Below are 22,739 nucleotides of genomic sequence, written 5' to 3' on the forward strand. Positions count from 1 at the left end.
GCTGGATGCAAGCGATTTCTCATCGCATGGGGTAAGTTTTTTATTTTTGAGAGGGGGGATGATACAAAAACGCCACCCTTTGAATAAAGAGTGGCGCGAGTGACGGGGCTCGAACCCGCGACCTCCGGCGTGACAGGCCGGCGCTCTAACCAACTGAGCTACACCCGCAGTCTTATAACCTTCTATAAAAAGGTTCATCCCGTGGGATGGCGTCTGTTTAGCGGGATAGCGCAGAGCTGGCAATAGTGAAAAATGATTTTTTCACTTTTTCTGTGCTGGTTTTGTCTCTGGCGTGGTTTTAACAAACACGGCCCCCTCTGCCCCAGCGGAAAGCCAGAGGTGATGATGCATCAGCCAATCCGCCCCGAGGAGCATATCAGCTTGTTCATGCAGGGATGTCACTGTAAGGACCGGGTGAAGCTGGGTTTGTCCCCCCAAGGTAAGGCGGCCAAAACGGTGCCAATGGTAGCGATGCTCCTTATCGCCAATCCCCGCACTGACCCCGCCGGGGTCTTGGGCGAGGTCATCTTTTGTGATGCCGAGTTTATAGACGAACTCTTTGCTGATGATGTGCGAGCGTGCGCCACTATCAATCAAAGCCACACCATGTTGGCCATCTAAGGTAAAGGGGATGAAGAATCGCCCTCTCACCCGCCCTGCGGTGAGCCTCTGGCTCTGATACGGCCAAAAGGGAGGTTGTTGGCAGAGCATAGAATGTGTCTGAATCTCCCAAAGGCTTAATTTATGATGAGGGAGGTCGAGGTCTATATCGTAATGGCCGAGTAAATCCATCCCAATTAACCCCAATACGGGCGGTTGAATCGCCGGGAAGGCGGGTAAGGCCCCTAAAGGCATAATCGGTTGATGGAAGGTCACATGGCCGAGTGTAAGGGAGGCCAGCTCAATAGTGGGGACAACGTGACCACGTCCATCCGCCCCGGAGATGATGGTGGCTTCTTCTGCATTGGGTGTAAGATGTAATTGGCTAATAGCCTCTGGTGTGAGCAAGCTCCCCTCCGAGCCTGTATCAATAATCATGGAGAGGGACCGGCCATGAATCTGTGCTACAGAGGTTAGATAATAGCCTGTCTCTTGCAAGGTGATGGTGGTGAGATGCCTCTGCCGACAAGCAGGCCCCGGCTCGTCTGCATAAGCTGTGGGCAGGATGAGGTTCAAGAGAGCCATCATCATGGTTGGGATTATCACTTTGAGAGCGCGGGGGAAGGTCATCATCAGCCATTTATGTTGGTTAGGGGGATGTATCAGCACGGGGATGGGCTTTCTGCCATACATCCATGAGGTGTTGTTCATCAGCAAGGGTGTAGATTTGCGTGCTAGAGAGGCTGGCATGGCCCAACAGCTCCTGAATCGTGCGAAGGTCGGCCCCATTTTGCAGGAGATGAGAGGCAAAAGCATGGCGTAAGGCATGCGGTGTTGCAGAATCGGGCAGTCCCTCCATCATGCGCCATTGGCGCATGGCCCGTTGTGCGATGGCCGGATTCAGTCGTCCCCCCCGTACCCCACAAAAGAAGGGAGCCTCTGCATGGCGGTAAGGATGTGCTGCTAACCAACGCTCCAAGGCCTGCTTAACAGGTGGTAGAATCGGCACGGCGCGCTCTTTACCGCCCTTACCGATGATGAACAGCATATCATCGCTGAGGCGTTCTACATCCCCGATAGAGAGGGAGAGAGCCTCGCTGATTCGCAAACCTGCACCATAGAGCAAGGTAAAGAGGGCTTCATCACGTGCAGCAAAATGAGGATTAACGGTTTGCTCTGCAATGCCTTCTGGGGCGAGGCGTGCAGCGTCTGGCGTAAGGGGGCGTGGTAAGCGGGTTTTTAACCGTGGGCTACGAAGGAGGGTTAAAGCGGGGTTGGTGAGGTGATGTTCTTTTTCCAAATAACGGTAAAAAGAGCGTAGAGCGGAGATGCGGCGGGCGCGGCTGCGGGCATGGCCATCTTGTGTATGGCGGCTATGGGGATGGCGGCGGGCGTTCTGCTCTGCACGTGTTGTCTCATGGGCCAGCCATGAGCGGAAGTCGGTTAAAGAGAGGCGAGCAAGAGCGTGTAGAGGCAGCTCCCCTCCAAAATGACGGCTGAAGAAGCCTAAAGCGAGGGCAACATCATGTTGATAGGCTATGCAGGTCGCTTTACTGGCGCGTTTTTCGTAGAGGAGCCATTCTTGCCACGCGGTGAGGGCCTCTTGCGCGGTATGTAGCGTAAGCGATGAAGGCGTGCGCGTTGGTAGATGGCTCATGGTATTTCCCCGCCGGAGAGGGTAAGGTGATGTGATATGGCAGAACAACGCCTCTCCCCCCATAGCAGGAGACGGGAAGCCGGTCATCGTCTTTCCGTCCTTGTGCCGCGTCCTTTTGCGGGGCCGTTGGATTATAAGTTTGATACGCCTTTGGCACCGGGCACGGTGGTGCGCGTCCCCTTGGGGCGGCAGGAGATCGTAGGCTGTGTGTGGGAGGCCGAGCCAACACATTTGCCGGTGGACCTTCGCCCGCCACGCTCTAGCCGGCATGTGGCGTTTAGCTCTTTACGCGCGATTATTAGCGTGGAGACGCACGTCCCCGCCTTACCGGAGACGTTACGGCATTTTATCGACTGGGTAGCTGCTTATGGGCTGAGTGCGCCGGGTATGGTGCTCGCCATTGCGCTGCGCGTACCTGCCCAAGGGGGAGGGATGAAGCCGATGCTTGGGTGGGCCCGTAAAGCTGGTCCCTTGCCAGAGTCTTTACGGCTTACCCCCGCGCGTAACGCGGTTTTAGCCGCGTTGGCGGCTCATGGCCCGGCCAGTACAGCGGCATTAAGTGCGCAAAGTGGGGCGAGCGCGGCGGTGATTCGCGGCTTAGCACATGCCGGTGTGCTGGAGGAGAGCGTGCTGGAAGGCTCCCCCATGAGTGCCACGCCGCCTGAGCCTGATTACGCCCCGCCCATTTTATCAGCCGAGCAAGCTGAGGCTGCTCATGCTTTGATAGAAGCAGTGGAGGAACGCGCTTTTAATGTGACCTTGCTAGAGGGGGTAACGGGCTCTGGCAAAACGGAAGTGTATTTCGAGGCTGTGGCGGCGGCTCTGCGGCAAGGGCGGCAAGTGCTGGTGTTGGTGCCAGAGATTGCCCTAACAACCCAATGGACGGAGCGTTTTGCCAAGCGTTTCGGCACTATTCCGGCGATTTGGCATTCCGATTTAGGGCAGAAAGCCCGGCGGGAGACATGGCGTGCGGTGGCAGATGGGCAGCAGCGCGTGGTTGTGGGTGCGCGCTCGGCCCTGTTTCTTCCCTTTGCTGCGTTAGGGCTTGTTGTGGTCGATGAGGAGCATGAGAGCACCTATAAGCAGGAGGAAGGGGTGCTGTATCATGGGCGGGATATGGCCATTGTGCGAGCGCGCCTTGCTGGGGCTGCGGCGATTTTGGTTTCAGCAACGCCCTCCATGGAAACATTAGTGAATGTACAGAAGGGCCGCTTCCGTCATGAGGTGCTCGAATCGCGGCACGGGTCAGCCTGTATGCCAGAGATTAGCCTGATTGATATGCGTGACCACGGGCCGGAGCGTGGCTTGTTCCTCTCCCCTTTATTATGTGAAAGCATTGAGGATGGCATGAAGGCGGGGGAGCAAAGCATGTTGTTCCTCAACCGGCGTGGCTATGCCCCGCTGACTTTATGCCGGGCTTGTGGGCATCGCATCCAGTGCCCGCATTGTGCGGCATGGATGGTGGAGCATCGGCGGCGGCGGATTTTAGCGTGCCATCATTGCGACTATACCCAACCTCTAATGAAAGCCTGCCCCGCTTGTGAGGCGGAAGATAGCCTCGTGCCCATTGGTCCGGGGATAGAGCGGATTCATGAGGAGGTACAAACGCGCTTCCCGGAGGCCCGGTTGCTGGTTATGGCCTCTGATACCTTAACCTCTCCCGCTGCGATGGAGGAGGCAGTCCGCAAAATTGCCCAAAAGGAGGTGGATCTCATCATCGGGACGCAAATTGTCGCGAAGGGCTGGCACTTCCCCGACCTCACCCTTGTAGGGGTTGTGGATGCGGACCTTGGCCTAGGCGGGGGGGATTTACGAGCGGCTGAGCGGACGATGCAGCTTCTTCATCAAGTGGCAGGGCGGGCAGGGCGTGGCTCAAAACCCGGCCGTGTGATGCTGCAAAGCTATGTGGGGGATCACCCCGTTATGCAGGCTCTTATAGAGAATGACTTTATCCGTTTTATGGAGCAAGAGGCTGCCCAACGCCGCCCCGGCTTTTGGCCTCCCTATGGGCGGTTAGCAGCTGTGATTGTCAGTGCTCCTAAGGAGACGCATGCCGAGGCCCTTGCTCGCCATCTAGCCCTTAATGGCCCGCATGGGGAGGGGATGGAGATTTTAGGCCCGGCCCCTGCACCTTTAGCGTTGCTACGCGGGCGGTATCGCTTCCGCCTCCTTTTGCGAACACGGCGTGACATCGCCCTCCAACCCGTTTTGCGCCATTGGCTCGCAGGGGTGACTTGCAAGAATGATGCGCGCATTGATGTAGATGTGGACCCGGTATCTTTTATGTAAGGCGGATGGTTAATCCGGTGTGCCGTTTGCGCGTTGCTCTAGCTGTTGGTAGCGTTTTTGCCCATTAGGGAGGAGCGGGGCATGGGTGAGGGCCTCCGTATAAGCATGGAGGGCCTGATGAGGGTGATGGAGATGCTCTTGCGTGCGGGCGAGCAAATCCCAGCTTTGAGCATCACCGGGGTCATGCACAAGGGCGACTTGGAGGTCCTCTACCGTGCCGGTGAGGTCATTGCCGATAAAGCGAATCGCTGCGCGTTGGCGGCGGAGAAAGGCATTATCCGGCTGAAGGGTCAAAGCGGCAGAGAGGGCGCGTTCAGCCTCATCCGTATGGCCTTTTTGGATGGCCTCTTGCGCTTCGCTCAGCAGTAAACGGCCACTATTTTGCACGGTATAGAGGCGTAATGTTTCGGCCTTTTTCATCAAGGCTTGGGCTTTTTGATCGTCTTGCTCTGTGGCGAGAGCCTGTTCGGTTTGGGTGATTTTCTCTTTTAAGCTGAGGCTATGAGCCTTAGGGGGGGCAGAGGCAGCAGACGTGGGATGAGTCGGGGCTGCTGCATAGGCGAGCGGGGTAGCTGTAAGGTAAAAAAAAGCCCCCAGCCAGAAGGCAAGAGGCTTCCCCCTCTCATAAGGGGGCAGAGCATGAAGTACGCAGCACATCAAGCGGTGCGTCCCCATAAATCCGTTACTTAGCCCTGACGAGCCTTCATGCGCGGATTCTGCTTATTGATGACATAAACGCGGCCACGGCGGCGAACAACGCGGCAGTTTTTATCACGAACCTTAGCGGATTTCAGGCTATTACGAATCTTCATAATGTTCAGGCTCCCCGACCAAAAGATGGGCCTTTTCTACCTTGTTGTAAGGTAGTGGCTCTCATAATGCAGGGCTAACACGCCCGCGAAACTTGGCGACCGCATAACCTGTAATGGAGGGGTGAGTCAAGGTGATGTCGTGCAAAAGCCCCATTTCCCCTTCATGTTTTTCGGATTATGGTAGGGGAATGAGCCAGTTTTCTTTCTTCTCGTCCCGCCGGTCCCGCCTTTTAGGGGGGCTTTTGAGCCTTGTTTTTATGAGTTCAATGGGGGTGGCATGGGCTGATGGCTCTGCCCGCACGGATGATGATGACCCCGCAGTGAATGAAAAAGGCGTGGTCGTGAATAACATCCTCGCCGTTTTGCGCGACCATACGCGTGTCGTCAGCACAGCTTGTGTGAATAATCTGCATGAGATGCGAAAGGTGCAAAAGCAGCTTGATGTTGAGGAAACCGCACAACGTAGCTTTGACGTTGGGCTTGTCCGCGATGTTTTGGAATCGGACATGGAGAGCGTGATTAAAAGCTGCGGTAAAGATGCGCGCACAGCTTGCGGGGAGGGCGTGGGGCAGGGTGATTCCCGGCTAGGTAAGATTTGCTCCCAGCTTGCAGAGATGGATATGGATAGCGAGGGGGATGACCTCCAATAAGGCTCTCCCCCGCTTTAATGGAGGGGTTATGCGTTAGCGCGTTGGAGGCTCCATAGTGCGAAGGCTTGCACGAGGGCGACTTCCTTCAAACGTGCAAACCGCCCGGAGGAGCCGCCATGGCCTGCCTCCATATTGATATGACAGAGGAAAGGCCCGCCCTTGGCTTCCTCTCGCAAACGGGCAATCCATTTTGCTGGCTCCCAATAGGTGACGCGTGGGTCAGATAAACCCCCCATCGCCAGAATCGCCGGATAGGGGACAGGCCGGATGTTATCGTAAGGGGAATAGCTGGCGATGAGATCGTAAGCCTCTGGGTCGGTGAGAGGATTACCCCATTCTGGCCATTCCGGCGGGGTGAGGGGGAGGGAGATGTCCGACATTGTGTTGAGCATATCCACAAAGGGCACTTGGGCCGCAATCCCGGCAAAAAGCTCTGGGGCCATATTGGCAATCGCCCCCATAAGCAGCCCCCCAGCAGAGCCCCCATGGGCGACAATGCGGCGTGGTGCGGTATAGCCTTCATCAATCAAATAATGAGCAGAGCTGATGAAGTCGGTAAAGCTGTTCGTCTTTTTGGTGGCTCGCCCGTCTAGGAACCACCCCCATCCTTTCTCACTGCCACCACGCACATGGGCTATAGCGTAAATGACTCCACGATCCACCAAGCTTAGCGCAGTGGTGGAGAAGCTGGCCTCCATAGAGATACCATAAGAGCCATAGCCATAGAGCAACATGGGGTTCTTCCCATTTAGCTCCGTGCCTTTTTTCATCAAGAGGGTGATGGGGACCAATGCGCCATCTTGTGCTTTAGCAAAAAGGCGGCGTGTCTCATAAGCGGCAGGGTCATGCCCGGAGGGGACCTCCCGCACTTTGCGGAGGGTCTTTTGCCCCGTCTGCATATCGTAATCATACCAATGGGCCGGTGTGGTGGGGGATTGGTAAATATAACGCAGAATAGGCACGTCATATTCCAACACCCCGAGGAGGCTGAGCGTATAGGCTGGCTCATCCATGCTGATACGGCGTGCATGGGTGCGAATCGCCCCTTTATCAGCATCCTTATGGTCAAGGATGAAGATTTCCGTATTGCCATTGCGCCGTTCTATCCAAGCGAGATGCTCGCGCCCTGTACTAACACCGAGGAGGAAATGGCCTTCCTCATAAGGGAGGAAGTTCCGCCAATGGCTCCGGTCTGGCGTGGCTTCTGGTGCGGTCATGAGCTTGAAATCAACCGCTCCCCCTGCATTGGTGAGGATGATAAAACGGTCATTCCAATGGGTGAGGCTATAGCGTTCTCCCCGCACGAGGGGGGCGGCTAATTTTGGAGGGGCTGTTGGCTCCGCTGCGGGGATGAGGAGGGTCTCATTCGTATCATGGTCCCCGCGCTCGATGATAATCCATGCGCGGGAGGCACTCACCCCAATGCTGAGGAAGAAACCGGGGTCGGTCTCATCAAAGACGAGCGTATCATCCCCCCCACGCAGGGGGCGGCGATAAATACGGGAGGGGCGGCCATTATCATCGCGGTAAATCCAAAAGAGATATTGGCTATCTGGCGAAAGGGTGAAGCTGCCGGTACAGCTCTCCACCGCCGGGGCGCAGAGTGTCCCTGTGGAGAGGTCTTTGACCTGAATGCGATAGACCTCCGAGCCTTGTACATCCTCAGCATAGACGTAATAGCGGTGGTCTTCGGTATGGGCAGCTTGGGCGAGGCTGTAGAAGCTATGTTGAGCGGCAAGCTTGTTGACATCAAGGAGAATCTCTTCCGGCCCATCGGCCTCGTTAGTGCCAGCTTTGCGGGGGCGGCGGATATGGAGGGGATATTGGGCGTCTTTCTCAAAACGTAAGCTATATAGCCACGGGCCAGAGGGGAGCGGGACGGATTCTTCAGCAGGAGGAATCCGGCCGACCATCTCTTTAAAGAGGGCCTCTTGTAAGGGGACGGTCTCGGCCAGCATGGCCTTTGTATAGGCGTTTTCGTGCTCTAAATGGGTGCGGATATCATCGCGTAGAATGGAAGGGTCTCTTAAGACCTTCTGCCAGTTTTCATCTTTCATCCACGCGTAGGAATCCGTGCGGGTGCGGCCCAGCTGTTCCAGCACGATGGGGTTGCGCCGGGCGATGGGGGCCTTGGGCGTGGCGGTGGGAGCGGGGGTATGTGTATGTGCAGTCATGAGGCAGATGTGGCTGTTTGGGTGGGGGGATTCAAGATGGGATGGTCATAGAGGATGCGCCGTAACTCTGAGCTGCGCTTTGGCTGAGGTGGCAGTGCATGTCCCCCAATCGCGGCAATCGGGGTGAGGCTAAGGGCCGTGGCCAGCCATGCCCCTTGTAGAAGGGGAATGTCATTGCTGCTCAAAATCTGTTCTTCACATATCCCAGCGGCGAGCAATCGTGCGCGCGTAATACCGGGGAGAATGCCGGTGGAGAGGGGAGGTGTTACTAATTGTCCGTCTATCAAAGCTAGGAAGCTTGCCGCAGTGGCTTCGGTAATGGAGCCTTCATGGGTGAGCCAAAGCGCATCATCTGCCCCATGGTCTTGGGCTTCTAAACGGGCGAGGATGGCCGGTAATGCATTGAGTGATTTCACCCGATTCAACATAGAGTGAGGGTCCCGCCGCTGCGTGCTGATATGCAGGCGGATAGGCTGGGGTGGGTGTTGCAGTGGTGGGGCGGTTGTGATGAGCAAGGTCGGGTTTGGGTGAGCTGGTGGGGCTAAGCCCCGCGGGCCGGGGCCGCGTGTGAGCGTCAAGCGCACAGAGCCATGAGTGAGGTGGTTGGCCTCTATAAGTTGGTGGAGTGCCCTCTCAATAAGAGTGCGCTGAGGTGTGGGGATGTGCAATAGGTGGCAGCCTTCTTCTAGCCGGGTGAGGTGAGCCTCTAGTAAAGGCACGCGGTGATTATAAAGCTGCATGGTCTCAAAGAGCCCATCACCGAGGAGGTAGCCTCTGTCTTGGGCCATAATGGCCGGTTGGTCCGCTGGGTGGAGCGTGTCATTCAGCCAGAGATAAGGGGGGATGACCTTATGAGCCATAATGGCGAAGCACCTTTAAAAGAGGCGCGGCTTTGAGGCACATTTCCTCATATTCGCGCTCTGGGTGGGAGGGATATGTGATGCCCCCACCAGCCCCGATGGCAAGGGTCTTGGCTGTTATGCTGATACTGCGGATGATAACGGCACTATCAAGCGTGCCATCCCATCCGAGGCGGAAAAGCGTCCCACAATAGGCCCCGCGTGCGGAGGTTTCGACCTCATCAATAATCTCCATAGCCCGATATTTTGGGGCCCCGGTGACGGAGCCGGGCGGTATTGTGGCGGCGAGGAGGTCCGCTGCATCTAACCCCGGTCTGAGCCGCCCTTGCACGCTAGAGACAAGATGATGCACATGGGCAAATGCCTCGACTGCAAAAAGCTGCGGCACGGTGACGCTGCCAAGCTGGCAGACTTGCCCAATATCATGGCGCATCAGATCGGTAATCATGAGGTTTTCCGCCCGCTCTTTCTCATCATGGCGGAGAGCCTCTTTGAAAGCGTCATTCTGTTGTGGGTCTGGGCTGATGGGGCAGGTGCCTTTAATGGGCCGTGTCTCAATCATGCCCTCGGCATCAAGGGCGATAAACCGCTCAACTGAGGCACTGAGCAGCGTAAAATCCGGTGTATGAAACCACGCCCCAAAGGGGGCAGGGCATTGGGTGCGGAGTTGCTCATATAAAAGTGGGAGGTCCAACCCTGCGGGGCGGTCAGCATGCCAGCGCATAGTGAGGTTCGCTTGGAAGATATCGCCGGCTGCAATGTAACGCCGCATAGTTTGTACAGCCTCTTGCCAGTGTGAGGCATTTTGCGTGGCATGAGGGGTGAGATGTGGTGTTAGGGCGGGTTTATGCGTTGGGGTGGGCATAGCGGGGGGAGGGAGCCCCTCCGCGCTGACCCACCATAATTTTTGCGCGCGCCGGTCAAAGAGGAAGAAATCCCGGCAGGCAAGGGCTGTTAAGGCGGGGCATTCTGTTTGATGGCGGGAGGTTAGACCTGCATAGCGCATACCCGCCTCATAGCTGAGCATACCAATCACCCCACCCAGAAAGGGCAGAGCGTCATCCATAGGCTCTAACGGTGTAGCGGGGGCATGAGTGGTGAGGAACTGGCGTAATGTTTGGGGAAACTGGTGTATCTCTGCCAAAGGCAGGGTGAGATGAGCCACCGGGCGGGGGCAAAGCAAGCTCCAACGATGGCGGTCTTGTGTGGCAGGGCCGCCACTATCGAGAAAAACGGAATGTTCTGTCGTGCGGCAGAGGGGGAAAAATGCCGCAGGCGGCTGCCATGGGAGGGGTGTGATAAAGGGGGCAGCAGGGTGGCTCATAAGGGTAAAAAGAGCGCGATAAAAGAGGATGGACGGAACAAACTAGGAACTCTCGGTAGAATAGGCTATGCTAGGGACCCTAACCATTTATAGAAAATAGGTTGATTTGTCTTGAGCGAGCCGCACGATATTTTACCCTCCGACCGTCTCCCAGTAACGATTGAGGAGGAAATGCGCTCCTCTTACCTGGCTTATGCGATGTCGGTGATCGTCTCCCGCGCTTTGCCAGATGTGCGCGATGGGCTGAAGCCTGTGCATCGCCGTATTTTGTACGCTATGCGAGAGAGCGGCTTTACGGCGGATAAGCCTTATCGTAAATCGGCCCGCGCGGTCGGTGACGTGATGGGTAAATATCACCCTCATGGTGATAGCTCCATTTATGATGCTATGGTCCGCATGGCGCAATCATGGTCCATGCGTGTGCGGCTTGTGGATGGGCAGGGTAATTTTGGCTCTGTCGATGGGGATAGCCCTGCGGCTATGCGCTATACCGAGGCCCGCTTAGCAAAATCAGCCTCTTTCCTGCTGGATGATATTGATCGCGATACGGTTGCCTTCCAGCCCAATTATGATGAGAGCGAGCAAGAGCCGCAGGTTCTTCCGGCTGCCTTCCCGAATCTTTTAGTTAATGGGGCGTCCGGTATTGCGGTGGGTATGGCTACGAACATCCCACCCCATAATCCGGGCGAGGTGATTGATGCTGTCCTAGCCCTTATTGCTAACCCGGATATGACGCTTGAAGACCTCATGCAGATTGTCCCGGGGCCGGACTTTCCAACGGGGGGAATTATTATGGGCCGCCGGGGTATCCGGCAGGCTTATGAGACAGGCCGTGGCTCCATCCCTGTGCGTGCCCGTGCTGAGATTGAGGAAATCCGTAAAGACCGTTTTGCCATTGTGGTGACGGAGATTCCTTATCAGGTCAATAAAGCGACGTTGCAGGAGAAGATTGCCGACCTTGTCCGCTCTAAGGATATTGAAGGCATTTCCGACATCCGCGATGAGAGTGATCGCTCCGGTATGCGGGTGGTGATTGAGCTAAAGCGTGATGCTACGCCGGAAGTGGTGTTGAATCAGCTTTATCGCTTTACGCAGCTTCAGACGAGTTTTAGCGTGAATATGCTGGCTCTGGATGAAGGCCGCCCCCGTACGATGGGGCTGCGCGATGTGTTGGATGCGTTTATTCGCTTCCGTGAGGATGTGATTCTCCGCCGGGCGCGGTTCGATTTGAATAAAGCGCGCGACCGTGGGCATTTGCTCGTTGGTCTGGTGCTGGCTGTGGCGAATATTGATGAGGTCATTGCCCTCATCCGCTCCGCACCAGATGCCGCTACAGCGCGTGAGCAGCTCATGACGCGTACATGGCCCGCTGCGGATGTAGAGCCGCTGCTGGAATTGATCCATGATGAAGGCAATGTGATTATTGATGGCCGCGTCCATCTTACCGAGGCACAGGCGCGCGGTATTTTGGAGTTGCGTCTCCAACGCTTAACAGGGCTTGAGCGGGAGAAGATTCAGGGTGAGTTGGCAGAGGTCAGCCAGCGCATTACGGAATTGTTGGAGATTATCGGCAGCCATGTCCGCCGTATGGAAGTCATGCGGGAGGAACTTCAGGCCGCACGCGCTGCTCTGGCAGACCCGCGTTGTACGGAAATCTCCGATGCGCTGGGTGATCAGTCCGATGAGAGCCTGATTGAGCCGGGCCAGATGGTTGTGACCATCACGCGCGATGGCTTTATTAAGCGGACCCCGCTTGATTTATTCCGTTCGCAGAATCGCGGTGGGCGGGGGCGCACGGCAGCAGGGCGGCGTGGTGATGATATCGTCATCCGCAGCTTTAATGCCCATACTCATCAATGGGTGTTGTTCTTCTCCTCTGGCGGGAAGGCGTATCGGATGAAGGTCTGGCATTTGCCAGAGGCAGCCCCAACCGCCAAAGGCCGCGCTTTGGTGAATCTGCTGCCGGAATTGGGCGAGGATACTATCACTGCCGTGCTGCCGTTGCCGCAAGATGAGGAGCTGTGGGATGATTTGCATCTCGTCTTTGCCACAGCAAGCGGGAATGTGCGGCGTAACCGGTTAAGTGACTTCCGCAATATTCGTTCCTCTGGCCTTATCGCGATGAAGCTGGATGAAAATGACCAGCTCATTGGCGTGGCAACATGCCGGGAGGGGCAGGATGTCTTTCTTGCCACGCGTAATGCACGTGCGATTCGCTTCCATATCACCGATGATGTGCTGCGTGTTTTTGCAGGGCGTGGCAGCACCGGTGTGCGGGGTATTCGCCTCGCTGATGGGGATAAGGTGGTCTCTCTGGCCGTATTGAATCACGTTGAGGCAAGCGTGGAGGAGCGTGCTGCTTATCTCCGCGCCGCAAATGCACATCGCCGCGTCCTTGCCGCTCAGGCGGGGGATGAGACCCTTGAGGAGGATATTGATGAGAGCAGCGATGTCGCCTCTGATGAAGAAGGGCTAGAGGGGATTCTCGCTGATAGCCCACTGAGTGAGGAACGCTATGCCGCGCTTGAGGCGCAGGAGCAAATCCTTCTCACTGTGACAGATACAGGCTTTGGGCGGCGGTCCTCCGCGTATGATTATCGCGTCTCCGGCCGTGGGGGGCAGGGCATTAATAACATGACCTTCTCCAATGCGCGCCGCGGTCGCGAGGTGGTCGGCACGCTTGTAACGCTAGATGGTACAGATGTGATGATGGTGACCGATACAGGCCGCCTTATCCGTCTGCCAGTGGAGCAAGTGCGCGTGATGTCCCGTCAGGCAGGGGGGGTAACGCTCTTCCGTGTCGATGGGGATGAGCGCATCATCAGCGTATTCCCCGTGATGGAGGAGGAGACTGAGGAGGCTGAATCTTCTGCCGAAGGTGAGGCCGAAACAGCTGAAGCCGCTACGGATGATAAAACGGATGACTAACCCGCGCATCGGTTTCTACCCCGGTACGTTTGACCCTATCACATTTGGGCATCTGGATGTGATTGACCGGGCGGCGGTGTTGTTCGATCATGTTGTGGTTGGTGTGGCAATTAACGATGCTAAGGCCCCGCTTTTAGGCTTTGAGGAGCGGCGCGGCCTTGTAGAGCAAGAGATTGCTAGCCTACCGCACCGGGATCGCATCTCTGTTACAGGCTTTGATACGCTCTTAGTCGATGCAGTTAGGCAAGCTGGGGCGGGGACGGTTATCCGTGGGTTGCGCTCTGCGGGGGATTTTGACTTTGAGACTCAGCTCTCTGGTGCGTTACGGCGTTTAGCCCCGGAGATTGAGACGGTCTTTTTGCTGGCCTCAGAGAATCACCGTACAACCGCAAGCCGGATTGTGAAGGAGATTGCCCGCCTAGGGGGGGATATTTCCCCCTTTGTCAGTGACAGGACAGCTCGTCACTTGCGGGGTAAATTAGCAGGAGGATAATGAGATGAAACGGCGGCATTTCGTCACCGCTTTAACAGCCTTATGCGCGGCTGGCGGAAGCTTGGCACAAGCTTGGGCTAGTGAGCAGGCTGATAGTGATAATTTAGGAGAGGGTACAACCATGACAGAGACAACAAGCGGGCATAAATTGGTTTTGGAATTAAAGGACGGCAAGGTTGTTATCGCGCTGCGTCCAGACCTCGCCCCTAAAGCGGTGGAGCGTTTGGAGACCTTGGCGAATGAGGGCTTTTATAATGGTGTGAAGTTCCACCGTGTGATTGAAGGCTTCATGGCGCAGACAGGCGACCCCACAGGGACGGGGACAGGCGGTAGCAGCTATCCCGACCTGCCAGCAGAGTTTAGCCAAACGGCCGTGTTCGACCGTGGGACAGTGGGCATGGCCCGTACTATGGACCCGAACTCCGCTAACAGCCAGTTCTTCATCATGTTTGATCGCGTTCCGTCTTTGGATGGCCAATATACGATTGTTGGTCAGGTCATTGAGGGGATGGAGGCTGTCGATAAGGTCAAACGTGGGGCTGGTGCCTCTGGCATGGTGCAGAATCCGGACCACATCATTAAGGCTTATGTCGAGAAGTAAGATACTGGCTTTGTAAAAGGTTTTCTTCCCTCTTAAAGAGCGCGAGAGGCGTAGAGAGGGGGAAGAAAATCATCATCATGGCGGGTTTCTCCGCTATGTGGGGTTGACGCTCCTTAGGGGAGCGGGTAGATAGCCTCCTCAAGTGAACCGGTAGCTCAGTTGGTAGAGCATTCGACTTTTAATCGAATGGTCCTGGGTTCGAGTCCCAGCCGGTTCACCATACTCCCAAAAGAGTATGCCCAGATGGCGGAATTGGTAGACGCGCAGGCTTCAGGTGCCTGTGTCCGCAAGGACGTGGAAGTTCGAGTCTTCTTCTGGGCACCAACTCTCTCGAAGAGATGATCGCTCTTTGATGAGGTATGATTCTTAAAGTTCACACCATCACAGTTTAGAGTGCTTTATTTAAGAGGTGTTGCGAGTTTATTGCAACAAGATGTCTTACTTGGTGGTATTTTGAGCTTATAGTGCAATGCAAATCCTCTATTAAGAGGGCAATTTTCTCCGACTGTTAGGTTATCGGAGTTTTTTTGTGCTGTTTTGTCTTGTAAAAAATTTTACTTTCTCTTAGAAGGGAAACCAGGCCCGGAAAGAATTGGTTTATAAGAGTTATTAAAAATAACGATTTACTTGCCTTCCTGCATCCCGATAATATAACTCTGCGATGTGTGACAGCGAGGCATACGCCGTGCAGCGTCTAGCTTGCCACTGTTACGCACTCTAACGAGTCCTCATCCACGAATAGGGAAATTATCAGGATGAAATTGAAACAATTTGGGGCAGCTCTGCTGATTGCCAGCACGACACTGACCTCTTTCGCATCGGTTGCTATGGCTGCTGATGTGCCCTCTCCGAACCAGTATTACTGGCCGAAGGGCATGAATCTGGCCAAGCTGCGTGCCCATGATTCAGAGTCTGACCCATATGGTGCAGATTATTATACGAGCTACCACAAGAAGTTCGAGCAGCTGAATCTTCAAGAAGTCCGTAAGGATATCGAGAAGGTTATGCTGACGTCCCAGCCTTGGTGGCCGGCGGACTACGGCAATTACGGGCCGTTCTTCATCCGTATGGCATGGCATAATGCTGGTACATACCGCGCTATTGATGGTCGTGGTGGTGAGGAAGGCGCACAACAGCGTTTTGCTCAGTTGAATGACTGGCCCGATAACGCTAGCTTGGATAAAGCAAAGCGTCTGCTGTGGCCTGTTAAGAAGAAATATGGCGAGAAGCTCTCCTGGGGTGACCTTATCGTCCTGACAGGTGATGTCGCGCTGAACCAGATGGGCTTTAAGACCCTCGGCTTTGTTGGTGGTCGTCCTGATGACTGGCAGTCCGAGCTGATTTATTGGGGTCCGGGCACCACATTCTTCCCCAATAAGAGCTCCTTCCAGGTTGGGCAGAACGGTACTCTGAAGCACCCGCTGGCTGCTACGCACATGGGCCTTATCTATGTGAACCCAGAGGGGCCGAACGGCGATCCTGACCCTGTGAAGTCCGCTGCGATGATTCGTCTGGCCTTCGGTCGTATGGCGATGAATGACGAAGAGACTGTGGCTCTTATCGCTGGTGGTCATACCTTTGGTAAGGCACATGGTGCGCATCCGAACTCCTGCTTGAGCGGCCCGCCGGTTGCTAACGGTGTGGAGCATCAGGGTCTTGGTTGGGCTGACCATTGCATTAAGGGCACACAGACCGCTGATGATGCCTCCACCAGTGGTCTGGAAGGCTCTTGGTCTGCTGATCCGATCCACTTCACCACACAGTACATTGACAACCTGTTGAACAATGACTGGGTGTTGGGGACAAGCCCGACTGGTGCGCATCAGTGGCACACCAAGACGGACGACAAGATCGCTCCAGACCCGGCCAACCCGAACGATCCTTCCAAGATGCGTCCGATCATGATGTTCACAACGGACATCGCGCTGAAGACGGATCCGGTTTACCACAAGATTCTTGCCCGTTGGGCTGAGCATCCGAATGAATTCGCTGATGCTTTTGCTCGTGCATGGTTCAAGCTGGTTGTGCGTGACATGGGGCCGAAGAGCCGTTACTTCGGTAGCGAAGTTCCGAAAGAGACCTTCGTCTGGCAGGATCCCATCAACATGCCAGCTAAGCCGATCAATCAGGCTGATGTTCGTGAGCTGCGTAAGCTGATTGCGGCAACAGGTCTGTCTGACCGTGAGCTGATCAAAACAGCATGGGCAGCTGCGTCTTCTCATCGCGTGACCGATCACCGGGGTGGTGCTAACGGTGGCCGTCTGGCTCTGATGCCGCAAAATGGCTGGGCTGTGAATGATCCTGAGGAGCTGAAGGCTGTTCTGCCGAAGCTGGAACAGGTGCGTGATAAGTTTAACGCTCACAGCGTTCGCAAGGTTGCTCTGGCTGACGTCATCGTTCTCGGCGGTAGCGTTGGTATCGAGGATGCAGCTCAAAAAGCTGGCGTGAAGATTCAGGTGCCGTTCGCACCGGGTCGTGGTGATGCTACGCAAGAGCAGACAGATGTTAACTCCTTCAACCTGTTGGAGCCGACAGCTGATGCCTTCCGTAACTACTATCGTGCAGATGCCGATAACACACCGCCGCTTAACGCAATGGTAGATAAGGCTGACACGCTGGGTCTGACCATCCCTGAGATGACAGTCCTGCTTGGTGGTCTGCGTACTCTGGACATCAACTCTGGCCATTCCGCCAATGGTGTGCTGACAAAGACCCCCGGTGTCTTGACGCAAGACTTCTTCACCAACGTGTTGACGATGGATACACGCTGGCAAAAGGTTGCTGGTCAGGAAGACCTCTATGAGGGCTTTGACCGCGCAACAGGGCAGAAACTGTGGACAGCCACGGATGTGGACTTGGTCTTCGGTGCGAACCCAGAGCTGCGCGCTGCGGCTGAGGTTTATGCTTCTGACGATGCTAAAGCGAAGTTCTATAACGACTTTGTGAAGGCATGGACAAAGGTGATGAACCTGGACCGTTTTGACCTTCAGCGTTAAGCTTTGTTCTTTCTGTCAAAGAAAGAGTAGATAAAGCATTCCGCCGGGGTCTTTCCCCGGCGGTTTGTTAAGAAGTGGAGGATAGTATGTTTAAGTTTGCAGGTGGGGCTTTGGCCCTGTTTATGGCAACAGCCCTGTCCGCCACAGCGGCGACAGTCGATGTTAAAATGCTGACCCATGGCAGCGATGGTGCTTATGCTTTCGAGCCGGGGGTTGTGCGTATTCATTCTGGTGATAGCGTGCGTTTTATCCCTACCGATAGAGGGCATAATGTGCAGTCCATCCCGGGGATGATCCCTGCGGGAGCGCAGTCCTTTAGCGTGCCCTTTAGCCAAGAGCGGACAATTAAGTTCACGACACCGGGCGTGTATGGTTATAAATGCCTACCGCATTATTCTTTTGGCATGGTTGGGCTTGTTGTGGTGGATAATGCTAATAACGAGGCCCAAGCGCGTAAAGCCCCGATGTATGGCAAGGCGAAAGACCGTTTTGAGCAGCTTTTCCAGCAAGTGGATAACGCTAGCAAGTAAGTAAAAATTGTTTATAACAATGCCGGCCTTATTCCTGATCTTTTCAGGAAAAGGCCGCTTTTTTATATACAACCTATGGAGAAAGCCATGTCGGCGAAGGTGGAATTACAGGGCGAGCAACCGGCACGTTATGACGGTGTGGCAATGCTTTTGCATTGGGTGATTGCCCTGCTAATCTTTTTTTTGATAGCCCTTGGTTTATATATGGATCATGCCTCTGTGAGTGATCCAGTGGCGTTACATCAGCTGCATAAATCGGTTGGTATTATAACGATGCTGCTAATTGCAGTGCGGATTATATGGCGGTTGACGCATAAAGCCCCACCACTTCCGCAAGGTATGTCTGGTATTCAACGTGTAATGGCGGGTAGCGTTGAGGGGATTTTATATCTTTTTCAAATTCTCCTACCTGCAACAGGTTGGTTGATGGTCTCTGCCATGGCGATGCCGCTTGTATTGTTTGGTCTTGTGGCTTGGCCATTAATTCCCCTGCCGCAGAGTGTGATGGATAGTGGCTCCCTTGCAGAGATGATGCCAGGGCTGCATCAGTGGCTTGGGTGGATATTTGCTGGGTTTATTGCATTGCATGTGCTGGCGGCGTTGTATCATCGGTTTATTAAGAAGGACCATATTGTAGAGCGTATGGTGCCGGGTCATCGTTCTGACCGCTGAATGGTTCTTGCTGGAACACCCTTACTCGATTGGGAGTGAGGGTGTTTTTCTTTGGAGAATATGGTATCACTCAGCGTGATAGGTAGGATATAAAGCAAGCTATATATCCTGCTAGTGAAAGCCCGCTGAAGGAAGAGCGCAATGGCGTCAGATCATAAAAAAACCCATATCGGCAACCATAAGCTGCATCCTGAGACGGAGATGCTGAATTACGGGTATGACCCGGCTCTTTCAGAAGGGGCGGTAAAGCCGCCGGTATTTTTAACCTCCACCTTTGTGTTCCCCACGGCGGAAGATGGGCGCGATTTTTTTGATTACGTCTCTGGTCGTAAAGAGCCACCGGAGGGCAAAGGGCAGGGGTTGGTTTATTCCCGCTTTAACCATCCCAATAGCGAGATTGTAGAGGACCGCTTGGCGGTTTATGAGGAGGCAGAGCGGGGCGTATTATTCTCCTCTGGCATGTCCGCGATTGCGACCACCTTATTGGCGTATGTGCGTCCGGGGGAGGTGATTCTCCACTCCCAGCCGCTTTATGGTGGGACGGAAACTTTATTGACCAAAACTATGGCCTCTCTAGGGATGAAGTCCGTAGGGTTAGGCAGCAATGGTGTTGATGCTGGCTTAATGCGGAAGGCGGCAGAGCAAGCCATGGCAGAGGGCCATGTAGCGATGATTCTGGTCGAGACGCCTGCGAATCCAACAAATGGTCTGGTGGATTTAAAGCTGATTCGTCACATTGCAGAAGAGATTGAGGCGAAGCAGGGAAAGCGGCCTGTCATTGCGTGTGATAATACGCTCCTCGGCCCGCTTTATCAGCATCCGTTGAAGCATGGGGCAGATTTGTCGCTCTATTCTCTGACAAAATATGTGGGTGGTCATTCCGACCTTGTGGCAGGGGCTGTGCTGGGTAGTGAGGCGATGACCCGCCCGTTGCGTCAATTACGCGGGGCGATTGGGACGCATTTGGACCCGCATAGCTGCTGGATGCTTGGCCGTTCTTTGGAGACATTGAGCTTGCGGATGGAGCGGGCCACGAAGAATGCGGAGCGTGTGGCGACATTCTTAAACCATCATCCTAAGGTGCAGAAGGTGCACTTCCCGCCTTTTTATGAGGCTTCCTCAGCTGAGGGGCAGCTTTATGCCCGCCAATGCAGCGGTGCGGGATCAACTTTCTCGTTTGATATTGAGGGCGGTGAGGCTGCGGCCTTCCGCTTCCTCAATGCGTTGAAGATTATGAAGCTGGCTGTCAGTCTTGGCGGAACAGAATCTTTAGCGAGCCATCCCGCTACCATGACCCATTCTGGCGTGCCGAAAGAGGTGCGCGAGCGCATCGGGGTGACATCGTCCACCGTGCGTCTCTCCATCGGTGTGGAGCATGTTGATGACCTGCTGGTGGATGTTGAGCAAGCTCTCAATGTTGCCTGAGAGGGTGTGGCGTTAAGGTACAGTGTAGAAAAGCCCGTCCCCATTATGGAGGCGGGCTTTTTAAATGGGAGCAGAGGCGCGCTGTTTGTTAGTGCTTTAACCAACGAGCGAGTGCATTACCGAGAATCTGCATCACGCTGACCATGATGATGAGGACCACCACCACACCGAACATTACAGTGGTGTTGAAACGTTGATACCCGTAGCGAATGGCCAAGTCGCCTAGCCCACCGGCCCCAATCACACCTGCCATAGCAGAGGCCCCCACCATGGAGATGAGCGTCACCGTCACCCCGGTGACGAGGCTCGGCATGGCCTCTGCAATCAAGACCGAGCGGATGATGGTTAGACGTGTCCCGCCCATAGCGCGTACGGCGTCTATCAAGCCGGAATCAACCTCCCGCAATGCCATCTCTGCAATACGGGCGAAGTAAGGAATCCCCGCAATGGAGAGTGGGACAATGGCGGCCTCGGTCCCTAAGGAGGTCCCTGCAACAAAGCGGGTAACAGGGATGAGCAGGACGAGCAAAATGATGAAGGGGACAGCCCGTACAGCATCAACAATCATACCAATAAGACGCGCTGCAAAAGGGAGGCGATAAAGCCCGCGCGGGCCTGTAGCAATCATAAATAGAGCAAGAGGCAGCCCCAATAAGACGGAAATCGCTGTGGAGGCGAGGACCATCTCCAGCGTTTGTTCTGTGGATTGGAGAATCAGCTTAAGGATGAGAGGGGACATAGCCCAAAACCTCCATGCTTTGTGTCGCTGTTTTGAGGAAGGCCAAGGCTTGCTCTATATGTTCTCCCTCTAAGCTGAGGATTATATCGCCGCTAAGGCGTTGACTAATGGTCGTAACCCCACCTTGGAGTAAGGTCGCTTTAACGGCATAGTGTGCGTAAAGCATACTAAAGAGCGGGGTTGTAGCACTATCCCCACTCAGAACCAGCCGGATGATGGTTTTATGTGGCTCAGTTAGGGGGCTGGGGCTGAGGTTCTCAGCAATGAAGGCCGGGAGAGAAGGGCGAATATCGGCTAGCAATTTATGTAAGGTTTGGTTCTCCTGCCCATCGCGTAGGATGTCGAGCAAGGAGCCATCTTCCACGAGGCGGCCATGGTCAAGAACGAGAATCCGCTGGGCAAAGCGGCGGACAACCTCCATCTCATGTGTGATGAGGATAATCGTCAGGCCAAGTGTGCGGTTAATGTCGGCCAAGAGGGCCAATATGGAGTTTGTGGATTCCGGGTCTAGGGCGGAGGTCGCCTCATCACAAAGGAGCAATGTTGGCTCTGCGGCGAGGGCACGCGCAATGCCGACACGCTGCTTTTGCCCGCCAGAAAGTTGGGAGGGGTATTTATCCTCAAAGCCTTCCAACCCGACAAGGGCCAATAATTCGGCGATGCGTTTGGCATGGTCCTTACGGGGGCGGCCCGCGATTTGGAGGGGGAGGGCAATATTACCCGCCACCGTGCGCGAGGTAAGCAAATTAAAATGCTGAAAGACCAAGCCAATCTTGCGCCGCGCGCGGACAAGTTGCCGCTCGGTTTGGGTGGTGAGGTCCACCCCATCGAGCAAGATATGGCCTTGCTGTGGTCGCTCTAACGCGCAGAGGCAGCGCAAAAGGGTGGATTTCCCCGCCCCGGAGCGACCAATCAGCCCAACAACCTCCCCCTGCTTGATAGAGAAGGAAATATCATGCAGGGCGGTATGGTGGCCAAAAGCATGGGTTACATGCTGGATGTCAAGGATAGGCCTCATGACCACGCAGGGGTGACCGTACCGTGATAGAGGTCCAAAATCACCTGACGGACATTAGGTTGATGATAGCTCTCCACCAAGGGCTTAACCCATGGTGCATTAGCGTCATTCCCATTCACAGAGATGAAATTGACATAAGGGTTGTTGGCCAAGCCTTCTACCCCAATGCGCTCTGTCTGCGGGATGCCAGCCTTACGCGCCCAGTCCATATTCACAACCGCGGCGTCTAAATCCGGCAGGGAGCGGCCAACAACACCAGCATCAAGTTCCTCAATAGAGAGGTCACGCGGGTTTTCGGCAATATCTAGCACAGTGGGGAAGAGCCCCGTATTGCTGGGAAGCTTAATGAGGCCAAGTGTCTCTAACACATGCAGGGCACGGCCCTCATTGCTGGGGTCATTAGGGATGCCAATGCGGGCCCCCTTAGGGATGTCCGCAGGGCTGTGCCATTTATGGGAGTACAGGCCAATCGGCTGGAAGTAAGTATCCCCTACAGGGACGATGTCATACCCATGGGCCTTCTTTTGCGCATCAAGGAACGGCTTGTGCTGGAAGGCATTTGCATCCACCTCATGCTCGGAGAGGGCTTCATTAGGGGTGTTATAATCGGAGAAGGTGATGATTTTAAGGCTCAAGCCACGCTGTGCCGCATTTTGGCTCACAACGCGCCAAATATCTTCATCCTCACCGGACATGATACCGATTTTGAGCGTACGCTCCTCCGCATGAGCTGCGGCAGAACCGAGAAGGCCAAGAGTCGCAGCCCCCGCTAGCCCTGTTGAAAGGCTAAGAAAACGACGCCGGGGGAGAGAAAAGGACCGGGACATGGGCATACCTTTCAACATTTAGGAGTGGATGGGTACTGTATTACAGACGTTTCCACCACAAGGAAAGAGGGACACGCACACCAATCATAGCGCGTGTGAGATGAGTTTTTAGCTGGTCGCTTTATTCTGTCAAGATAAAGATAT

The 22,739-nt window shown here is 55.0% G+C and carries 19 protein-coding genes and 3 tRNA genes; 11 read left to right on the forward strand and 11 right to left on the reverse strand.

Going from position 1 to position 22,739, the window contains the following annotated elements:
• Nucleotides 1–91: 91 nt before the first annotated feature.
• The 3 genes from GM556_RS00405 to GM556_RS00415 all read right to left on the reverse strand — a co-directional run bounded on the left by GM556_RS00405 (nucleotide 92) and on the right by GM556_RS00415 (nucleotide 2,257).
• Nucleotides 92–168: transfer RNA gene (locus tag GM556_RS00405), tRNA-Asp, on the reverse strand.
• 93 nt (nucleotides 169–261) lie between these two features.
• Entirely contained in the window at nucleotides 262–1,269 is a 1,008-nt protein-coding gene (locus GM556_RS00410) for a retroviral-like aspartic protease family protein (RefSeq protein WP_370513557.1), read from the reverse strand.
• The gene (locus tag GM556_RS00415) at nucleotides 1,250–2,257 is read right to left on the reverse strand and encodes a tyrosine recombinase XerC (protein ID WP_155572627.1); all 1,008 of its coding nucleotides are present in this window, start codon (nucleotides 2,255–2,257) and stop codon (nucleotides 1,250–1,252) included. The genes GM556_RS00410 and GM556_RS00415 overlap by 20 nt, the downstream gene beginning before the upstream one ends.
• A gap of 36 nt (nucleotides 2,258–2,293) precedes the next feature.
• Here GM556_RS00415 and GM556_RS00420 point away from each other — a divergent pair, with 36 nt between their 5' ends.
• Complete coding sequence (locus GM556_RS00420) at nucleotides 2,294–4,546, forward strand: primosomal protein N' (protein WP_155578938.1); 2,253 nt, start codon at nucleotides 2,294–2,296, stop codon at nucleotides 4,544–4,546.
• A gap of 9 nt (nucleotides 4,547–4,555) precedes the next feature.
• Here GM556_RS00420 and GM556_RS00425 read toward each other — a convergent pair whose 3' ends face one another.
• Together GM556_RS00425 and ykgO are read right to left on the reverse strand one after the other, a co-directional pair.
• Nucleotides 4,556–5,206, reverse strand: a complete 651-nt coding sequence (locus GM556_RS00425; RefSeq protein ID WP_155572629.1) for a hypothetical protein — start codon at nucleotides 5,204–5,206, stop codon at nucleotides 4,556–4,558.
• 26 nt (nucleotides 5,207–5,232) lie between these two features.
• The gene (gene ykgO, locus GM556_RS00430) at nucleotides 5,233–5,358 is read right to left on the reverse strand and encodes a type B 50S ribosomal protein L36 (protein ID WP_043561915.1); all 126 of its coding nucleotides are present in this window, start codon (nucleotides 5,356–5,358) and stop codon (nucleotides 5,233–5,235) included.
• A 188-nt stretch (nucleotides 5,359–5,546) separates the two neighbouring features.
• Between ykgO and GM556_RS00435 the strand changes: the two genes are divergently transcribed.
• Nucleotides 5,547–6,008, forward strand: coding sequence for a hypothetical protein (locus GM556_RS00435; protein ID WP_155572630.1), 462 nt, complete (start codon nucleotides 5,547–5,549; stop codon nucleotides 6,006–6,008).
• A gap of 26 nt (nucleotides 6,009–6,034) precedes the next feature.
• On the opposite strand, the gene GM556_RS00440 is transcribed toward GM556_RS00435, so the two are convergent.
• The 3 genes from GM556_RS00440 to GM556_RS00450 are packed head-to-tail and all read right to left on the reverse strand — an operon-like array spanning nucleotide 6,035 to nucleotide 10,366.
• Entirely contained in the window at nucleotides 6,035–8,182 is a 2,148-nt protein-coding gene (locus GM556_RS00440; RefSeq protein WP_155578939.1) for a S9 family peptidase, read from the reverse strand.
• Entirely contained in the window at nucleotides 8,179–9,042 is an 864-nt protein-coding gene (locus GM556_RS00445) for an aminotransferase class IV (RefSeq protein WP_155578940.1), read from the reverse strand. Before GM556_RS00445 ends, GM556_RS00440 begins: the two co-directional genes overlap by 4 nt.
• Nucleotides 9,032–10,366 carry an anthranilate synthase component I family protein gene (locus tag GM556_RS00450; RefSeq protein WP_155578941.1) on the reverse strand — a complete coding sequence of 445 codons (1,335 nt, stop codon included), beginning with the start codon at nucleotides 10,364–10,366 and terminating at the stop codon, nucleotides 9,032–9,034. Before GM556_RS00450 ends, GM556_RS00445 begins: the two co-directional genes overlap by 11 nt.
• A gap of 171 nt (nucleotides 10,367–10,537) precedes the next feature.
• Here GM556_RS00450 and gyrA point away from each other — a divergent pair, with 171 nt between their 5' ends.
• From gyrA to GM556_RS00495, 9 genes are all read left to right on the forward strand, one after another.
• Nucleotides 10,538–13,294, forward strand: a complete 2,757-nt coding sequence (gene gyrA, locus GM556_RS00455) for a DNA gyrase subunit A (protein ID WP_099026475.1) — start codon at nucleotides 10,538–10,540, stop codon at nucleotides 13,292–13,294.
• On the forward strand, nucleotides 13,275–13,787 hold the full coding sequence (coaD, locus tag GM556_RS00460; RefSeq protein ID WP_099026474.1) for a pantetheine-phosphate adenylyltransferase: 513 nt from the start codon (nucleotides 13,275–13,277) through the stop codon (nucleotides 13,785–13,787). Before gyrA ends, coaD begins: the two co-directional genes overlap by 20 nt.
• A 121-nt stretch (nucleotides 13,788–13,908) precedes the next feature.
• Entirely contained in the window at nucleotides 13,909–14,388 is a 480-nt protein-coding gene (locus GM556_RS00465) for a peptidylprolyl isomerase (protein WP_155579011.1), read from the forward strand.
• A 144-nt stretch (nucleotides 14,389–14,532) separates the two neighbouring features.
• A tRNA-Lys gene (locus GM556_RS00470) sits at nucleotides 14,533–14,608 on the forward strand.
• A 17-nt stretch (nucleotides 14,609–14,625) separates the two neighbouring features.
• Nucleotides 14,626–14,712 (forward strand) — tRNA-Leu (locus GM556_RS00475).
• Between the two features lie 431 nt (nucleotides 14,713–15,143).
• A complete protein-coding gene (gene katG, locus GM556_RS00480; protein ID WP_155572634.1) occupies nucleotides 15,144–17,384 on the forward strand; it encodes a catalase/peroxidase HPI in 2,241 nt (746 codons plus the stop codon).
• A gap of 86 nt (nucleotides 17,385–17,470) precedes the next feature.
• On the forward strand, nucleotides 17,471–17,914 hold the full coding sequence (locus GM556_RS00485; RefSeq protein ID WP_155578942.1) for a pseudoazurin: 444 nt from the start codon (nucleotides 17,471–17,473) through the stop codon (nucleotides 17,912–17,914).
• 87 nt (nucleotides 17,915–18,001) lie between these two features.
• Nucleotides 18,002–18,586 carry a cytochrome b gene (locus GM556_RS00490; RefSeq protein WP_196424743.1) on the forward strand — a complete coding sequence of 195 codons (585 nt, stop codon included), beginning with the start codon at nucleotides 18,002–18,004 and terminating at the stop codon, nucleotides 18,584–18,586.
• Nucleotides 18,587–18,727: 141 nt separating this feature from the next.
• The gene (locus GM556_RS00495; protein ID WP_155572637.1) at nucleotides 18,728–20,011 is read left to right on the forward strand and encodes a cystathionine gamma-synthase family protein; all 1,284 of its coding nucleotides are present in this window, start codon (nucleotides 18,728–18,730) and stop codon (nucleotides 20,009–20,011) included.
• An 88-nt stretch (nucleotides 20,012–20,099) separates the two neighbouring features.
• On the opposite strand, the gene GM556_RS00500 is transcribed toward GM556_RS00495, so the two are convergent.
• The 3 genes from GM556_RS00500 to GM556_RS00510 are packed head-to-tail and all read right to left on the reverse strand — an operon-like array spanning nucleotide 20,100 to nucleotide 22,595.
• Nucleotides 20,100–20,750 (reverse strand): methionine ABC transporter permease, encoded by a 651-nt coding sequence (locus tag GM556_RS00500; protein WP_099026469.1) that lies wholly within the window; start codon nucleotides 20,748–20,750, stop codon nucleotides 20,100–20,102.
• A complete protein-coding gene (locus GM556_RS00505; RefSeq protein ID WP_099026468.1) occupies nucleotides 20,731–21,768 on the reverse strand; it encodes a methionine ABC transporter ATP-binding protein in 1,038 nt (345 codons plus the stop codon). The genes GM556_RS00500 and GM556_RS00505 overlap by 20 nt, the downstream gene beginning before the upstream one ends.
• Nucleotides 21,765–22,595, reverse strand: coding sequence for a MetQ/NlpA family ABC transporter substrate-binding protein (locus GM556_RS00510; protein ID WP_155572639.1), 831 nt, complete (start codon nucleotides 22,593–22,595; stop codon nucleotides 21,765–21,767). Before GM556_RS00510 ends, GM556_RS00505 begins: the two co-directional genes overlap by 4 nt.
• Between the last annotated feature and the right edge of the window lie 144 nt (nucleotides 22,596–22,739).

Source organism: Bombella sp. ESL0378 (assembly GCF_009725845.1).
Lineage (GTDB): Bacteria > Pseudomonadota > Alphaproteobacteria > Acetobacterales > Acetobacteraceae > Bombella > Bombella pollinis.

What these genes read in the sequence shown, in the direction of transcription:
- GM556_RS00415 (WP_155572627.1), bottom strand. Translation starts at nt 2,257, where the DNA reads ATGAGCCATCTACCAACGCGCACGCCTTCATCGCTTACGCTACATACC.
- GM556_RS00420 (WP_155578938.1), top strand. Translation starts at nt 2,294, where the DNA reads ATGGCAGAACAACGCCTCTCCCCCCATAGCAGGAGACGGGAAGCCGGT.
- ykgO (WP_043561915.1), bottom strand. Translation starts at nt 5,358, where the DNA reads ATGAAGATTCGTAATAGCCTGAAATCCGCTAAGGTTCGTGATAAAAAC.
- GM556_RS00435 (WP_155572630.1), top strand. Translation starts at nt 5,547, where the DNA reads ATGAGCCAGTTTTCTTTCTTCTCGTCCCGCCGGTCCCGCCTTTTAGGG.
- GM556_RS00440 (WP_155578939.1), bottom strand. Translation starts at nt 8,182, where the DNA reads ATGACTGCACATACACATACCCCCGCTCCCACCGCCACGCCCAAGGCC.
- GM556_RS00445 (WP_155578940.1), bottom strand. Translation starts at nt 9,042, where the DNA reads ATGGCTCATAAGGTCATCCCCCCTTATCTCTGGCTGAATGACACGCTC.
- GM556_RS00450 (WP_155578941.1), bottom strand. Translation starts at nt 10,366, where the DNA reads ATGAGCCACCCTGCTGCCCCCTTTATCACACCCCTCCCATGGCAGCCG.
- gyrA (WP_099026475.1), top strand. Translation starts at nt 10,538, where the DNA reads ATGCGCTCCTCTTACCTGGCTTATGCGATGTCGGTGATCGTCTCCCGC.
- coaD (WP_099026474.1), top strand. Translation starts at nt 13,275, where the DNA reads ATGATAAAACGGATGACTAACCCGCGCATCGGTTTCTACCCCGGTACG.
- GM556_RS00465 (WP_155579011.1), top strand. Translation starts at nt 13,909, where the DNA reads ATGACAGAGACAACAAGCGGGCATAAATTGGTTTTGGAATTAAAGGAC.
- katG (WP_155572634.1), top strand. Translation starts at nt 15,144, where the DNA reads ATGAAATTGAAACAATTTGGGGCAGCTCTGCTGATTGCCAGCACGACA.
- GM556_RS00485 (WP_155578942.1), top strand. Translation starts at nt 17,471, where the DNA reads ATGTTTAAGTTTGCAGGTGGGGCTTTGGCCCTGTTTATGGCAACAGCC.
- GM556_RS00490 (WP_196424743.1), top strand. Translation starts at nt 18,002, where the DNA reads ATGTCGGCGAAGGTGGAATTACAGGGCGAGCAACCGGCACGTTATGAC.
- GM556_RS00495 (WP_155572637.1), top strand. Translation starts at nt 18,728, where the DNA reads ATGGCGTCAGATCATAAAAAAACCCATATCGGCAACCATAAGCTGCAT.
- GM556_RS00500 (WP_099026469.1), bottom strand. Translation starts at nt 20,750, where the DNA reads ATGTCCCCTCTCATCCTTAAGCTGATTCTCCAATCCACAGAACAAACG.
- GM556_RS00505 (WP_099026468.1), bottom strand. Translation starts at nt 21,768, where the DNA reads ATGAGGCCTATCCTTGACATCCAGCATGTAACCCATGCTTTTGGCCAC.
- GM556_RS00510 (WP_155572639.1), bottom strand. Translation starts at nt 22,595, where the DNA reads ATGTCCCGGTCCTTTTCTCTCCCCCGGCGTCGTTTTCTTAGCCTTTCA.